Below are 14694 nucleotides of genomic sequence, written 5' to 3' on the forward strand. Positions count from 1 at the left end.
AGTTAATTATGCAAAACGTAAAAAGCCATCATCAATGTGACTCAATTGGATATCTTATCGGAGTTTTCGGCGTTTCTTTAGTTCTAATATGGATTGGTATTTATAAATTCACACCTACAGAGGCCAAGCTTATACAACCGCTCGTTGAAAATCATTTTCTGATGAGTTGGTTGTATGATGTGATGTCAGTTCAAGCCGTATCAAACATCATTGGCGCAACAGAAATCATTGTCGCTATTGGATTAATCGTTGGCCTTAAAAACACACGAGTCGCTTATTTTTCTGGCATAGCCGCCGCAATTATTTTTCTTGCGACACTCAGCTTTCTAATTACGACACCGAATACATGGAAAGTGTCTGATGGGGTTTTGGTGACAAACTTCTTTTTAGTAAAAGATATTCTATTTTTAGCCATTGCGATTAGCGTCATCGAACGAAACAAGCCAAACAGAGAATAACTCTAAATAGTTCGAAATCTTGTTTTTCCAGAACGTAGCCTGAAAGGTGCAAACGACTTACAAGTCGAAACAAGTCGAATGGTTCTGTCAATAACTCTAAACAAAGGCTCTTAAATTTAGAATGTTTAAGAGTCTTTGCCTCTTAATTATGCGAAACAACATCTTAGCGTAAAGTGAAAAGAAAAGCCTTTTACTCTACTGCTAAGGTTTATTGATACTTTGCCGAAGTAATGAACTCACCGAATGTCTCGCACCATACAACAACCGTATTGTATTCAGAAATTGAAGTGCTTTGAGGAACCTCAACAACGAAGTTATCGAACGTTTTTACATCACCAATTAAGCTCATTTCAGATTTAAGGTCATTAAACTCTTGTTCCGTTTCGACAAACTTAGGAGATAGATAGAGTTTATAGTCTGGTCCGGGAGCGAGTTTTCCTACCAACGTAATGACTTCAGAACTCAAATGAATCTCTCCCTCTCCCCAATGAAAAGCATCGCTACCTTTGAGTTCCCTCTTAAACACTGCGCTGTATTCTGCACCTTGCTTGCTCTTAGCAACTTGTTCATCGGTCGGCGCAGGTGGTGCAATAAGGATCGGTAAAGTATAGATACCTATCGCAATGCCAATAGAAACTGCCACTAAGTGACTGATTGTTAATTTAATTATATTTTTCAAGGTCATAAGCATCTTCTTATTAGTTTTACTACTTGAAATTAGATTCAAATCGGCCTTATCTGTCTATTATCGAGCAGCATAATGTCATTAACATTATACACAAGCTATGCGCACTAAATGCAGACTGAGCGCAATTAAAAACGGCTGATAATTAATATCAGCCGTTTGCTTATCGGAAATGTCGTTGTGCCGGTTTGGTCACTATTCCGCTTCCACCAAAGCGATCTTATCGGATGTCGATTTTTCCAATTTTATCGCAATAAACTTAGAGGTTGGCGTAAACGTTCTATCCCCATAACTGTCCAAAGGAACTAATGGGTTTGTTTCTGGATAGTAAGCCGCCGCCTGACCTGCTGGTACATCATAGGCAACAAGCGTAAATCCGCTCACACGGCGCTCAACGCCATCTTCCCACAATGACACCATGTCCACTTTGTCGCCCGGTTCAAAACCGAGTTTACGAATATCCGCTTCATTGATAAACAGCACTTCGCGCATACCAAATACTCCACGATAACGGTCATTCAAGCCGTAAAGTGTCGTATTGTATTGGTCGTGTGAGCGCATGGTTTGCAAGATCAAATCTGGCTTTTGGCCTTTTTCGAGTATCGCTTCGCTGATCAACTGTTTCGGCAACTCACTAGAGCTGAACTGTGCTTTGCCGCTTGGTGTATTCCATCGACGCTCAGCAGCTGGGTTTACCAAGTGGAATCCACCCGGGTGTTTGAGCTTATGGTTAAAGTCGGTAAAGCCCGGAATCGTGTCGGCAATCAAATCGCGAATACGGTCGTAATCTTCAATCACCCACAACCAATCAATTGGTTTTGCCCCGAGTGTAGCATTGGCAATACCTGCAATAATCGCTGGTTCTGAACGCAAATGCTCCGAACGCGGTTTTAGCTGACCAAATGAAATATGTACCATGCTGAAGGTATCTTCAACCGTCACGCCTTGTGGGCCAGTCGCTTGCTGATCAATCTCAGTACGGCCTAAGCATGGAAGAATAAGCGCATCTTTACCTGTGACAAGGTGAGAACGATTTAACTTCGTCGAAATGTGTACGGTTAAATTACAGTTTCGCATCGCGTTGTGCGTACGTTCTGTGTCTGGCGTTGCTTGTGCAAAGTTACCGCCCAAACCGATAAATACTTTCGCTTGCCCTTCTTCCATCGCTTTAATGGCTTGCACAGTGTTGTGGCCTTCACCACGCGGGACGGCAAAGTTAAATCGACTTTCAATGCGATCCAACAACAGATCTGAAGGTTTTTCATCAATGCCCATCGTACGGTCGCCCTGAACGTTACTGTGACCTCGCACAGGTGAAAGACCCGCGCCCGGCTTTCCAACGTTACCTCGTAACATTTGCACGTTTGCGACTTCTTTAATGGTTGGCACAGAGTGACGATGCTGAGTCAACCCCATTGCCCAACACATGATCACACGTTCTGCACGTCGATACATGCTCGCCACCATCTCGATTTCACTTAAATCAAGACCCGATTGTTCCGCGATGTGTTCCCAAGACGTTGCATCCACTTCAGCCAAATACTTATCAATACCTATCGTGTGTTGTTTGATGAATTCGCGGTCAAATACCGCTTTGCCACCGTTTTGCAATGCCTCGCGCTCCCATTGCAACAAGAATTTCGCGATGCCACGAAACACTGCCATGTCTCCACCTAAAGCAGGACGCAGGTACGCCGTGTTTGTAGGCTCTGAGCCGTTACTCAACATCTCAATCGGCATTTGTGGGTTTTGGAAACGCTCTAACCCGCGCTCTTTGAGCGGGTTTAGACAGATAACCTGTGCACCACGTTTTACCGCTTCGCGCAGAGGTTCAAGCATTCGTGGGTGGTTCGTGCCCGGGTTTTGACCAATCACGAAAATCGCATCAGCTTCTTCAAAATCATCAAAGATCACTGTGCCTTTACCAACACCAATAGTGTCTTTCATCCCGATTGCACTGGCTTCGTGACACATGTTGGAACAATCTGGGAAGTTGTTGGTACCGAATGCGCGCACAAATAGCTGATATAAAAACGCCGCTTCGTTGCTTGCACGACCAGAGGTATAAAACTCCGCTTGGTGCGGTGAATCCAATTGATTGAGATGTTTCGCGACAAGAGAAAAAGCCTCATCCCAAGAGACAGGTACATAGTGGTCGGACTCGGCATCGTATCGCATTGGGTGCGTGATACGGCCTTGGTATTCCAACCAGTAATCGGTTTGCGTTGAGAGAGATGAAACGTTGTGATTGGCAAAAAACTCAGGATCAACCAGACGATTGGTCGCCTCCCAGTTTACCGCTTTCGCGCCATTCTCACAGAAATTGACTTTACCGCTATCTGGCGACTCACCCCATGCACATCCCGGGCAGTCGAAACCGCCATTTTGGTTGGTTTTGAGCATAGTGCGAATGTTTTTAACTGCATTTTCACTGCCCCACCAACTTCTGGTTACGGCTTTCAGTGCACCCCAACCACCAGCTGGACCTTTGTATGTTTTTATTTGTTCTTTTTGGCTCACGACTTTACTCCTCGCAGATATACCAGCAAGCAGGGTGCCCGTGAAAACAAGCGCGTTATTTATTGAGATAATGCGGAAGTATTGAAGGGCTTAGTTTCTAATCCATGTATTTTTTAATCCAAATAAGTAACCACTCAACATGCTCTCGCTTGTCCGAGCGTTTACTTATCTAGATTCTTGATATCGGATACCCGCCTACTGTTTCTAAGACTGGTAGATTCAATTCGCATTGTTGCGTCTTGATCTAAATCAAAGATTAAGTCGTTATTCAATATGCGTCCAATTGATAATCCTGACCGAGTGATAAACAAAATCTATGACGAATTTTTCCACTGACGGTCATAACATTTTTAATCAATACAATTTATGAGGTTAATCGTTTTCCCATCCGATTCCACCTAGTTCGCTTAACGAGCTCAATAAAATCGGTACTCTTGATAATAGATAATATCTATCACACTATAGATACTTTAAATTTGACCCTAATTAATATCAGGAATAGCCTTGATTCAGATCAATTTTGAGTGTGGTTTTATTCTTGACTTGGTTTTGGTTTTCCATTTCCCAGTTAAAACGCTCCAGCGCTTAAAAAGTACGGTAGTGCTGTGCCCTTTTTAGGGAGTTCCCCCGTACATGTGACTCACAACGCAAGGTTAACAAGCCATTATGGATATCAAACAACTTAAATATCTCATCGCACTTGAACAGACCAAACACTTTGGTCAAGCCGCCGCATTGTGCCACATTACGCAGCCTACCTTGTCCATGAGAATCCGAAGCTTAGAGGAAGAACTCGATCTCGAATTAATCCAAAGAAGTCAACGATTTGAAGGGTTTACTGAAGCCGGAGAACGCATTTTAGCTTGGGCAAAAACCGTCTTAGCCGCTCATGATGGATTGCAAGCCGAGGCTGCTAACTGCCGTGGTCAGTTGGTCGGCTCTCTTCGACTTGGAATGGTGCCACTCGCCAGCCAAAACCCGATGGAATTGCTCAAACCATTAGCTCACCAGTTCCCTGAGTTACGCTTTCAAATACTCTCCATGACGACCGAACAGATCATAGACCAACTCAATCGCAATCAACTTGATTTGGGGATGTGTTATGTCGATCAAGTTAACACCGCTTACTTCGATGTTATCGAGCTTGACTCGACCAAACTTGGCGTTTTATTCGATGAGCGTCATTTTGATTTTGCCGAATCTGAAGTGTTGTGGGAGTCACTCAATAACATTCCGCTAGGGCTGCTTTCGAAGGGAATGCACTATCGCCACTCAATTGATCTTAGCTTTGTGAGTAAAGGGCTGGTTCCGCAAACCGTCATTGAAAGTAACTCCACCTTCCACTTGATCCAAGCAGTAACCAGTGGCCTTTGTTGCGCCATTATGCCGCTGAATTGTGGATTGGAAGAGTTGAACGATACGCTTCGCATTATCCCTATCGAAGAAGCCGCCGTTCACGCCCCGCTAGGTTTGTTAAAGCGAAAACAAGAACCCTTCTCCGCGCTAACCGATCAGTGCTTCGCAGAAGCAAAAAACATATTCAATCGATAACAAGAGTCCACACGTCAATTTTTGGCATACATAACGGCTTATGAGGTGATTTCATGAGATGCACTACTCAATCTTATTTTGAACTGTCCGATTTCAATCAAGCACCACCTCAACCAAGTGCGTTCAATTACCGAGAATTGATTGATGGCCGCCCAGTGCAACAAATGTCGCTGGCAAGTGAATCCGCCTTAGCTATCAGCTATAACGGCATTAGCCAAGCGGTCATGATGGTGACGCCAGGCCATCTGGAAGACTTCGTGAAAGGATTTAGCCTAAGCACAGGCATCGTCCACGACTTCAAAGAGATCAAAGACATTGAAATTGGCGGCGATCACGAATCTCACTATGCGGAAGTGGAAATCAGCAACCGCGCTTTCTGGGCGTTAAAAACACAGCGCCGAAATCTTGCCGGAACAACCGGATGCGGCATTTGTGGTGTCGAGGCTCTGGAACAAGCTTTGCCTGATTTGGCGCCGCTGACACCGTCTCTTCCTCCGCGCTCCGATGTATTCGAAGGGCTGCGAGACAAAGTCGCACTGCATCAAGAAGCCGCACGTGAATCTGGCGCGTTACACGCCGCTTTATTTGCAGATTTACAAGGCAACATCAAGTTGTGCCGAGAGGACATCGGCCGTCACAACGCGCTAGATAAGTTGATTGGCGCATTGACCAACAATCACATCGAGCCTCAAAGTGGCTTCGCAATCATGACAAGCCGTTGCAGCTTGGAGTTGATCCACAAAGCCGTTCGCGCGCGTATCCCCACTCTGGTTTGCTTATCTGCGCCTACAGCGTTAACTGTCGAATGGGCAAGAAGAAACCATTTGAACCTAATTCACTTGCCAAAACACGGCTCGCCGCGTCTATACAGCCCCGCGCCTTAACACGTCAACCTAATCGAATTCCTAATATTTCTAACGGAGACCTCTGGGTCTCTGTTGTTTGCTTCTCGTTCCCAATTGATACTTAGCGACAAGACACTATTCTCTCCAACCAAACGTGCTCACCCCTTGTCAGCACTAAGCTTGCGTATATTAACCTGCTTGCATTTGAACGCTTTCCAACCCGATAAGAACCCTGTCAAAAACCCATAAATTAGTAAGGATTTTGTGTGACTCTTTTCACGCTTTTCCGCCTTCCTAGGCATTTCTAGGAATTTTTCCTAGCCGATCTAGGCAACCATCTCATGTGCCTTACAAAACCACTCTCTAGAATTCCGCTCAGTCAAAGGTAACAAGAGCGCATAACGGCCGCCGTTGTGTTTCTAAAACAATTACAAGAGAGTTCATCATGTTAAAATTCCTCGAACAGGTGCGGAAGCCGACCCTCGATCTTCCTGTCGAAGTTAGAAGAAAGATGTGGTTTAAACCGTTCATCCAATCTTACTTGGTCGTATTCATCGGCTACCTAACCATGTACTTGATTCGTAAGAACTTCAATGTCGCGCAAAACGACATGATCTCAACTTACGGTTTGAGCATGACAGACCTAGGTCTTATTGGCCTTGGCTTCTCCATCACATACGGCATCGGTAAAACCGTTGTGTCTTACTACGCTGACGGTAAGAACACCAAGCAATTCCTCCCTTTTATGCTGATCCTTTCTGGTCTTGCAATGCTTGGTTTCAGCTTCAGCATGGGCGGCGGTAGTGCAAGCCTGTTCTTGATGGTGGCTTTCTACGCTCTAAGTGGTTTCTTCCAAAGTACTGGTGGCCCTTCTAGTTACTCAACCATTACAAAATGGACACCTCGTAACAAGCGCGGCTCTTACCTAGGCTTGTGGAACATGTCACACAACGTTGGTGGTGCGGGCGCAGCGGGTGTTGCTCTTTTCGGTGCCAACTACCTATTCGACGGCCACGTAATCGGCATGTTCGTGTTCCCTTCTATCATCGCGATCATCGTTGGCTTTATCGGTATGCGCTTTGGTAGCGACTCACCAGAAGCTTACGGTCTAGGTAAAGTAGAAGAACTTTTCGATGAAGCAGTGAGTGAAGAAGACACCGCCGCTGAAGAAAACCAGATGACCAAAAAAGAAATCTTTGTTGAATACGTTCTTAAAAACAAAGTTATCTGGCTACTTTGCTTTGCCAACATCTTCCTTTACATCGTGCGTATTGGTATCGACCAATGGTCAACGGTATACGCGTACCAAGAACTTGGTCTGTCAAAAGAAACGGCAATCTCTGGCTTTACTCTATTCGAAGTCGGTGCGCTTGTGGGTACTTTGATGTGGGGTTACTTATCTGACTTAGCAAACGGTCGCCGCGCATTGGTTGCTTGTGTGTCTCTTGGTTTGATCATCGTATCGCTTGAGTTCTACCAACACGCCACTAGCGAGTTCATGTACTTAGCCTCTCTATTTGTATTGGGCTTCTTGGTGTTTGGTCCGCAACTTCTTATCGGTGTTGCCGCGGTTGGTTTTGTCCCTAAAAAAGCAATCAGTGTAGCTGACGGAGTAAAAGGTACATTCGCTTACCTAATCGGTGACAGCTTCGCGAAACTTGGTCTCGGTATGATTGCAGACGGTACACCTATCTTCGGCTTAACAGGTTGGAAAGGTACCTTCGCAGCCCTAGATACCTCCGCCATGATTTGTATTGTTTTGCTTGCTTTCGTCGCTATCGCGGAAGAGAAGAAGATTCGACACGCGAAGAAGCTTCAACTTGCACAAAACCAAGCCTAGCTTCTCTGCGCGCTTTACTTCGGTAAAGCGCGCAAGATCATTAAAAAGCATGGCTCAATTCAGTATCATTAAAGATTTTTCTATTAGCTCCTGTTGGAGCTTATTGTTGTTAGTCGTCTGCTCTATTTGGTTGTAATAATGATTCATGTTGCTCTAGTTGATGATCACGTCATCGTGCGTTCAGGTTTCGCACAATTATTAAATTTAGAAAGTGATATTACCGTTGTTGGTGAATTCGGCTCTGTCGCCGAAGCGCGAAAAGGGTTGCCTGCGGTACACCCACACGTCGTCATCCTAGATATTTCCATGCCAGATGAAAGCGGCTTAAACTTTCTCAGCGAAATACCAACTGGCATTGCCTGCGTGATGCTTAGCGTGCATGACTCCCCTGCGATGGTGGAAAAATCACTAAAGCTAGGTGCAAAAGGCTATCTTAGTAAACGCTGTAGCCCAGACGAACTTATTCAAGCCGTGAGAACCAGTGCTTCTGGCGGCTGTTACCTCACATCAGATATTGCACTTAAACTTGCAACGCCTAGCGACAACACCACCTCTCTATGCCAACTGACAAAACGTGAAAACGAGGTATGTCAGCTACTTGCCACTGGGTTGGATGTAAAGTCTGTCGCGGCAGAGCTTGGCTTGAGCCACAAGACGGTGCATGTTCATCGTGCGAATGCCATCGACAAACTCGGCGTGAAAAACAACGTTGAGCTCGCCAAACTATTTTCTCAAGAGTCCTTTTAATGCGAGCTTATGCTGTTACCACCATTTGCGGACTTTTTGTTATGGCTTGCGCCTGGTTCTGCTTATGGGTGATTGCCTATTACTTTGTCAATGATCCCGAGCTGGCGATCTTATTGTTTCCTTTCGCTTTACGATTAGGTGTCGCCCTACACACTCGCACCGTTTATTGGCCAACGATTTATCTTTCAGAGTGGGGGCTTTCCATCGCACTTGCGATCTTACTGGGTCAACCGCAGTGGCTTACCGTGCTGATTGCGAGCATTGCCAGTATCCCGGTCACTCTGATTGCGAAAAAATACTACTACGGTGACCAAAACCGCCACTTAGCCGTCATGGGCATTGTGATCATCATTACCGCCTTCATCAACGTAATGGCGGTCGGATTTCACGTGCCTTCTGTTTACATGGTATGGCTGGCTAGCATTTCTGGAGGCTTGCTCGTGGTGCCTATGTGCTACCTGTTGTGGAGCTATTTGTTCCAAAGTCGTTGGTCTCCGCTTAGCTCTCTCCTACTTAGTAATGCCGTTGTATTTCAGGTGCGTCATATCGTGCTTTATGCGCTGCTTTTGATCGGCAGTATTTTGGTGCAAACCAGTTTGCCTGAAGAGCTAAAACGATTTGCGCCGTTTTGTATGGCGATTCCAATCATCGTGCTTGCTCTGCGTTACGGCTGGCAAGGTGCCCTACTCGCCACCATGCTCAACAGCATAGCGCTGATTGCGGCTCGTAGCGGCGTATCGAATCTAGAAATCACCGATTTGTTATTATCTCTCTCGGCGCAAACCATTACTGGCATTATGCTCGGTTTAGGGGTTCAGAAACAAAAAGACCTCAATCACAAACTGCGCGGCGAACTTGCACGCAATCAGAATTTGTCTCGCCAGCTTATCAAAGCGGAAGAATCGGTAAGACGCGATATTGCGCGCGAGCTACATGATGAAATCGGCCAGAACATCACGGCAATCCGCACACAAGCCAACATCATTAAGCGGGTAAATAACACAGAAACACGCGTAGGTTGCGCAGACATGATTGAAAGACTTTCGCTCAACGTGTACGACACCACTAAGCGACTGTTGAGCAAGCTAAGACCCAAAATGCTGGATGATTTGGACTTGAAAGAATCCGTCGAGCAACTGACGCGAGAGATGGAATTCGCCAATCATGGAACAACTGTTCAACTGAACTGGCAAGGCAATTACACCAGCGTGAGTGACACACTCAAAGTCACCCTATTCCGTTTATGCCAAGAGTCATTGAATAACGCCGCCAAGTACGCAGGAGCGCAGTTGATCAATATTGAGCTGACAATTGGAGAAACGGCGGTGTCACTAATGATTCACGATGATGGTGTCGGCTTCAAAGTTCAGGACAGCATGAAAGGCATGGGCGTTCGCGGCATGCAAGAGCGTGTGCACGCGTTAGGTGGAAAAATGGTTATCTACTCCACCAGCGATCAAATGATCGGCACACAAATCAGCATTACTTTACCTAAGGTGTAACTCAAGATGTTTGGATTTTTACGTTCACCTAAATTTACTCAACCGAGTCTGAGCAACGAGCAAATCGACCAGCGTTACCGCCATTGGCGTTTGCACATTATGTTGGGGATGTACATCGGCTACGCAGGTTTCTACTTTACCCGTAAGACCTTTAACTACGCAGCACCAGCGATGATCACCGACCTTGGCTTAGATAAAGGCGACTTGGGTCTTATCGGTACACTTTTCTACATCACCTACGGCTGCTCGAAGTTTATTTCTGGCACGATTTCGGATCGCTCTAACCCTCGTTATTTCATGGGATTAGGATTGATTGCGACAGGTCTGGTCAATATCGCGTTCGGTTTTTCTAGCTCACTCGCGGCTTTCATTACTCTGTGGATCTTAAACGCCTGGTTCCAAGGCTGGGGCTGGCCTTCATGCTCCAAGCTGTTAACGACTTGGTATTCACGTTCCGAGCGTGGCTTCTTATGGGCGATTTGGAACACCGCACACAACGTTGGTGGCGCGCTGATCCCTATTTTGGTGGGCTATTTAACGTTGCACTACAGCTGGCGTGAAGGTTTTATTCTACCCGGCATCATCGGGGTATTACTCGGTCTATTCGTTTGTTGGCGATTGCGCGACAAACCCACAACAATGGGTTTACCAAGTGTCGGCCAATGGCGCAACGACGCACTAGAACTTGCGCAAGAAAATTACGGACGTGGCCTCACCTACCGAGAAATTCTGAAATCGTACGTATTTAACAACAAATACATCTGGCTGCTCGCGTTCAGTTATGTGTTGGTTTACATCGTCCGAACCGCAATCAACGACTGGGGAAACCTTTACTTAACAGAGCAGCATCACTACAGCCTGATTAACGCCAACGCTGCCCTTTCTATGTTTGAAATCGGCGGTTTTGTTGGTTCATTGGTTGCGGGTTGGGGCTCAGACAAACTCTTTGGCGGTAACCGTGGGCCAATGAACTTGCTGTTCGCGATTGGGATTTTCTTATCTGTCTCCGCGCTTTGGCTAATGCCTCTGACCAACTTTGCATTCCAAGCAGCGGGATTGTTCTCCATCGGCTTCTTTGTCTTTGGACCACAAATGCTGATCGGTATGGCGGCGGCGGAGTGCTCTCACAAAGACTCTGCCGGCGCGGCAACAGGATTCGTGGGCTTGTTCGCCTACATGGGCGCAGCATTGTCTGGTTATCCACTGGCGTTAATTCTTGAAGAATATCATTGGACGGGTTTCTTCATCACCATTTCAGTTTGTGCAGCCGTCATTGGCCTTTTGTTGCTGCCATTTTTGCAAGCGCAACCATCACGAAAACCACTCGAACCAAAACCTCGGTTGTAAATCGACTTATCGCCCTTCGGGCAAATTGGCGAGTGACCTAACCGCGCTCGCCCACCTTATTTAACGTATCTCTGCTCAATTTTTCTTCCGATTCAGTTCGGAGGGTTAACTATGGGAAAAATTCATGAATTTGAACACTATTTCATCGCATAGCTTCTTTCAAATGAACAACAAAATCCAAAACTACGCTTGGGGAAGCACCTCTTCTATTCACGATTTGTTTGGCTTTTCTAACGAAACGAATGAGCCTCAAGCAGAAGTATGGATGGGTACTCACCCAAACGGCTGCTCTGAAGTTCAGATTGAGCAGAACACGCTGCCTTTGTCTGAACTGATCAAACAAAACCAACCCGCTTACTTATCAGCAGAAACCGCAGCGAAATTTGGCGACCTGCCCTTTCTGTTTAAGATCTTAGCGGCCGAACATGCACTGTCGATTCAAGTTCACCCAAGCAAACAAGATGCCGAAATAGGCTTCGAAAAAGAACAAAGTGCCGGGATCCCACTAAACGCGAGCCATCGTAACTACAAGGATCCAAACCACAAACCTGAGCTGGTATACGCACTGACAAGTTACCAAGCCATGAACGGTTTTCGCTCGTATGCCGATATTACTGAGGCATTTAGCCTTTGTGATATCGATGAGCTACGCGCACCATTAGATGCATTCAAACGCGAAATCAACTCACAAGGTTTGCGAGATTTCTTTGTGCACATTCTGACCATGGAAGGCGAAACAAAAGAGCGAGCACTGAAACAGCTTCTTGCCTGCGCCTCACGTCAATCAGAGCATGGCACTGACAGCGACGTTTTCCAACTCATCTTGGATCTATCCACTCAATACCCCGGCGATGTCGGCTTGTTTGCACCATTGCTGTTGAATGTCATCACGCTGCAACCTGGCGAAGCGATGTTCCTGAGCGCAAGAACGCCACACGCTTACATTAAAGGTACGGGATTAGAGATCATGGCGAACTCAGATAACGTTTTGCGTGCAGGACTCACGCCGAAACACATGGATGTTGAAGAACTGGCTAAATGCACAGACTTTGTGCCTAAGCCGTTTAACAGCCTTGTTCTAGAGCCCAATGCCGATGGTTGCCAGAGCCTTTACCCCGTTCCAGTGGCAGACTTTAGTTTCAGCATTCTTAACCAACCGAACAATGAAGTGGTTGATGCCAATAGCGCAGAGATTTTGATGGCGATTGATGCCGACCTGACACTCATCAGTGATAACGGTGAGACGTTAACTGCCTCGAAAGGACAATCTGTATTTGTTCCTGCTTACGTTGGCCATTACCGTATTCAAAGTGCGGGACGTGTGGCTCGCGCCTTCAACTAGTTTTTGAACAACTGATTCAAACTAGCGTCTAACCCAAGGGACTGGGTTAGACAATTTATTCCTCTCCGCTTTTAAGGCAATCATGCTTATCCCTTGTCGACTCCAGACACTCACAGTCCAGTTTCTCTAAGAGCCATAACCCCCCGGCTCTGCCATTTACTGCAACATTCATTGTCAAAACCCATTTATTTCTGGTAAATCCTCCGCTCCAATATCAAATTACTTGGATAACAAAGGCACTCACACAGTGGTATTTGTTGCAAAACGTATAATCAACGTTGTAATCAAAGCCCCAATCACTACAATCTCTGGTTCGATTTTTCAGTTAACGTTTGTATGCCGAAGTTAAACCAAGATAACCCTGTTCAAAGCTCCGCCCTTTCCGATATCGAAACCAGCAGTAAGATTCAATCGGCATTAGAACCGAAGTTTCACAAGCCAGAGAAACGTCTCTGCTTAAGCCCTGGCCTATCGGATAAGCATTTGGCGCGCCGTTGGCAAGTATTGGAACAAATGACCAATAAAGATCATCTTCTTGATCCTTTCACACAGTCACATTGCGACGCTTACTCCAACAACATCGAGCACTTCATTGGTACTGTCAATGTGCCGGTCGGCATCGCAGGCCCTTTGCGCGTCAACGGTTTGTATGCGAACGATGACTTTTTGGTTCCGCTCGCAACGACAGAAGCCGCGTTAGTCGCTTCCTACAACCGTGGCGCAAATCTTATCACCGCCGCTGGTGGCGCGAGCGCATTGTTACTAAGTGAAGGGGTGAGCCGAACACCAGTATTCGCCTTTAATCACCTTGCTGACGCCGGCCAGTTCGTCAGTTGGGTTGTGACCCAGTTTGACGTATTTCGTCAAATTGCGGAATCCACCACCTCACATGGCAAACTCAAAGACATCAATGTAAATATCGAAGGAAACCACGTTTATTTGGTCTTTGAATACGTGACTGGTGACGCTTCCGGACAAAACATGGTGACCATCGCAACAAACGAAGTGTTCCATCATATTTTGGCGACCAGCCCAATCAAACCAACTCAAGCATTCTTGGATGGCAACTTATCAGGCGACAAAAAACCAAACGCGCACACACTGCGCTCGGTACGCGGTAAGAAAGTATCCGCCGAAGTGACCATTCCTGCTGAGTTGGTGGAAAAATATCTGCATACGACGCCGGAGTCTATGGTTCAATTTGGCAAAATGACCACAGTGGGCGGTTTACTCAGCGGGACAATTGGCGTCAACGCGCATTACGCAAACGCGCTTGCCGCGCTGTACATTGCTTGTGGTCAAGATGCCGCTTGCGTTGCAGAGTCTGCCATTGGAATCACTCGTATGGATGTGGACGCTCAAGGCAACTTGTACGCGTGCGTGACCTTGCCAAACATCATGGTGGGGACGGTTGGTGGTGGTACTGGCCTTCCAACGCAAAAAGCATGTTTGGATATTTTGGGTTTGCACGGCAACGGCAATGCGAAAGCGTTAGCCGAAGTCGCAGCTGCGCTTTGTCTGGCTGGCGAACTCTCGATCGTGGGCGCATTTTGTGCCGATCACTTTTCTCGTGCTCACCATAAGCTTGCCCGAAAATAACCTTTGTTGCTTTGTACAAGAGAACATCCGTGTGGTTTTCTCTTGTGCAAACCAATGGACTTTATTTATTGGCTCAATAATTTCTTGAAACTAACTTAAGCCTTAACAAACATACCAATCTCTTGTTAACAGTACTTTAGCTGTCCCCCTTCTATATCCATTGCGATACCTCTGCTTATTACTCTTCATTGGCCATATTTAATATCAGTATCTTAGAAAAAATAGCATCAAAAACTTCTAGTACTATAGTACCAAATT

11 protein-coding genes are annotated in these 14694 nt (G+C 46.2%); 9 read left to right on the forward strand and 2 right to left on the reverse strand.

Annotated features, from left to right (window positions below; genetic code table 11):
• Nucleotides 1–8: 8 nt before the first annotated feature.
• Nucleotides 9–458 carry a YkgB family protein gene (locus tag R7F67_RS16030; RefSeq protein WP_005376100.1) on the forward strand — a complete coding sequence of 150 codons (450 nt, stop codon included), beginning with the start codon at nt 9–11 and terminating at the stop codon, nt 456–458.
• 208 nt (nt 459–666) lie between these two features.
• Here R7F67_RS16030 and R7F67_RS16035 read toward each other — a convergent pair whose 3' ends face one another.
• Both R7F67_RS16035 and R7F67_RS16040 read right to left on the reverse strand, forming a co-directional pair.
• Nucleotides 667–1143 carry a DM13 domain-containing protein gene (locus tag R7F67_RS16035; protein ID WP_005376099.1) on the reverse strand — a complete coding sequence of 159 codons (477 nt, stop codon included), beginning with the start codon at nt 1141–1143 and terminating at the stop codon, nt 667–669.
• A 195-nt stretch (nt 1144–1338) separates the two neighbouring features.
• Nucleotides 1339–3663 (reverse strand): FdhF/YdeP family oxidoreductase, encoded by a 2325-nt coding sequence (locus R7F67_RS16040; RefSeq protein ID WP_042520945.1) that lies wholly within the window; start codon nt 3661–3663, stop codon nt 1339–1341.
• Between the two features lie 666 nt (nt 3664–4329).
• Here R7F67_RS16040 and R7F67_RS16045 point away from each other — a divergent pair.
• The 8 genes from R7F67_RS16045 (at nt 4330) to R7F67_RS16080 (ending at nt 14436) form a co-directional block, all read left to right on the forward strand.
• Nucleotides 4330–5214 carry a LysR family transcriptional regulator gene (locus R7F67_RS16045; protein ID WP_005388011.1) on the forward strand — a complete coding sequence of 295 codons (885 nt, stop codon included), beginning with the start codon at nt 4330–4332 and terminating at the stop codon, nt 5212–5214.
• Between the two features lie 53 nt (nt 5215–5267).
• On the forward strand, nt 5268–6098 hold the full coding sequence (fdhD, locus tag R7F67_RS16050; protein ID WP_017634640.1) for a formate dehydrogenase accessory sulfurtransferase FdhD: 831 nt from the start codon (nt 5268–5270) through the stop codon (nt 6096–6098).
• A gap of 406 nt (nt 6099–6504) precedes the next feature.
• The gene (uhpT, locus tag R7F67_RS16055) at nt 6505–7899 is read left to right on the forward strand and encodes a hexose-6-phosphate:phosphate antiporter (RefSeq protein ID WP_021707729.1); all 1395 of its coding nucleotides are present in this window, start codon (nt 6505–6507) and stop codon (nt 7897–7899) included.
• Nucleotides 7900–8037: 138 nt separating this feature from the next.
• A complete protein-coding gene (uhpA, locus tag R7F67_RS16060; RefSeq protein ID WP_005376090.1) occupies nt 8038–8646 on the forward strand; it encodes a transcriptional regulator UhpA in 609 nt (202 codons plus the stop codon).
• On the forward strand, nt 8646–10148 hold the full coding sequence (uhpB, locus tag R7F67_RS16065; RefSeq protein WP_234499216.1) for a signal transduction histidine-protein kinase/phosphatase UhpB: 1503 nt from the start codon (nt 8646–8648) through the stop codon (nt 10146–10148). Before uhpA ends, uhpB begins: the two co-directional genes overlap by 1 nt.
• Nucleotides 10149–10154: 6 nt before the next feature.
• Nucleotides 10155–11495 carry an MFS transporter gene (locus R7F67_RS16070; RefSeq protein WP_005480243.1) on the forward strand — a complete coding sequence of 447 codons (1341 nt, stop codon included), beginning with the start codon at nt 10155–10157 and terminating at the stop codon, nt 11493–11495.
• Nucleotides 11496–11619: 124 nt separating this feature from the next.
• Complete coding sequence (manA, locus tag R7F67_RS16075; RefSeq protein WP_017820180.1) at nt 11620–12837, forward strand: mannose-6-phosphate isomerase, class I; 1218 nt, start codon at nt 11620–11622, stop codon at nt 12835–12837.
• A 336-nt stretch (nt 12838–13173) separates the two neighbouring features.
• Entirely contained in the window at nt 13174–14436 is a 1263-nt protein-coding gene (locus tag R7F67_RS16080) for a hydroxymethylglutaryl-CoA reductase (protein ID WP_017820181.1), read from the forward strand.
• Nucleotides 14437–14694: the final 258 nt, after the last annotated feature.

The organism is Vibrio sp. YT-17 (assembly GCF_033337375.1).
GTDB classification, from domain to species: domain Bacteria; phylum Pseudomonadota; class Gammaproteobacteria; order Enterobacterales; family Vibrionaceae; genus Vibrio; species Vibrio alginolyticus.

What these genes read in the sequence shown, in the direction of transcription:
- R7F67_RS16045 (WP_005388011.1), top strand. Translation starts at nt 4,330, where the DNA reads ATGGATATCAAACAACTTAAATATCTCATCGCACTTGAACAGACCAAA.
- uhpT (WP_021707729.1), top strand. Translation starts at nt 6,505, where the DNA reads ATGTTAAAATTCCTCGAACAGGTGCGGAAGCCGACCCTCGATCTTCCT.
- uhpA (WP_005376090.1), top strand. Translation starts at nt 8,038, where the DNA reads ATGATTCATGTTGCTCTAGTTGATGATCACGTCATCGTGCGTTCAGGT.
- R7F67_RS16035 (WP_005376099.1), bottom strand. Translation starts at nt 1,143, where the DNA reads ATGACCTTGAAAAATATAATTAAATTAACAATCAGTCACTTAGTGGCA.
- manA (WP_017820180.1), top strand. Translation starts at nt 11,620, where the DNA reads ATGAATTTGAACACTATTTCATCGCATAGCTTCTTTCAAATGAACAAC.
- R7F67_RS16030 (WP_005376100.1), top strand. Translation starts at nt 9, where the DNA reads ATGCAAAACGTAAAAAGCCATCATCAATGTGACTCAATTGGATATCTT.
- R7F67_RS16080 (WP_017820181.1), top strand. Translation starts at nt 13,174, where the DNA reads ATGCCGAAGTTAAACCAAGATAACCCTGTTCAAAGCTCCGCCCTTTCC.
- R7F67_RS16070 (WP_005480243.1), top strand. Translation starts at nt 10,155, where the DNA reads ATGTTTGGATTTTTACGTTCACCTAAATTTACTCAACCGAGTCTGAGC.
- fdhD (WP_017634640.1), top strand. Translation starts at nt 5,268, where the DNA reads ATGAGATGCACTACTCAATCTTATTTTGAACTGTCCGATTTCAATCAA.
- uhpB (WP_234499216.1), top strand. Translation starts at nt 8,646, where the DNA reads ATGCGAGCTTATGCTGTTACCACCATTTGCGGACTTTTTGTTATGGCT.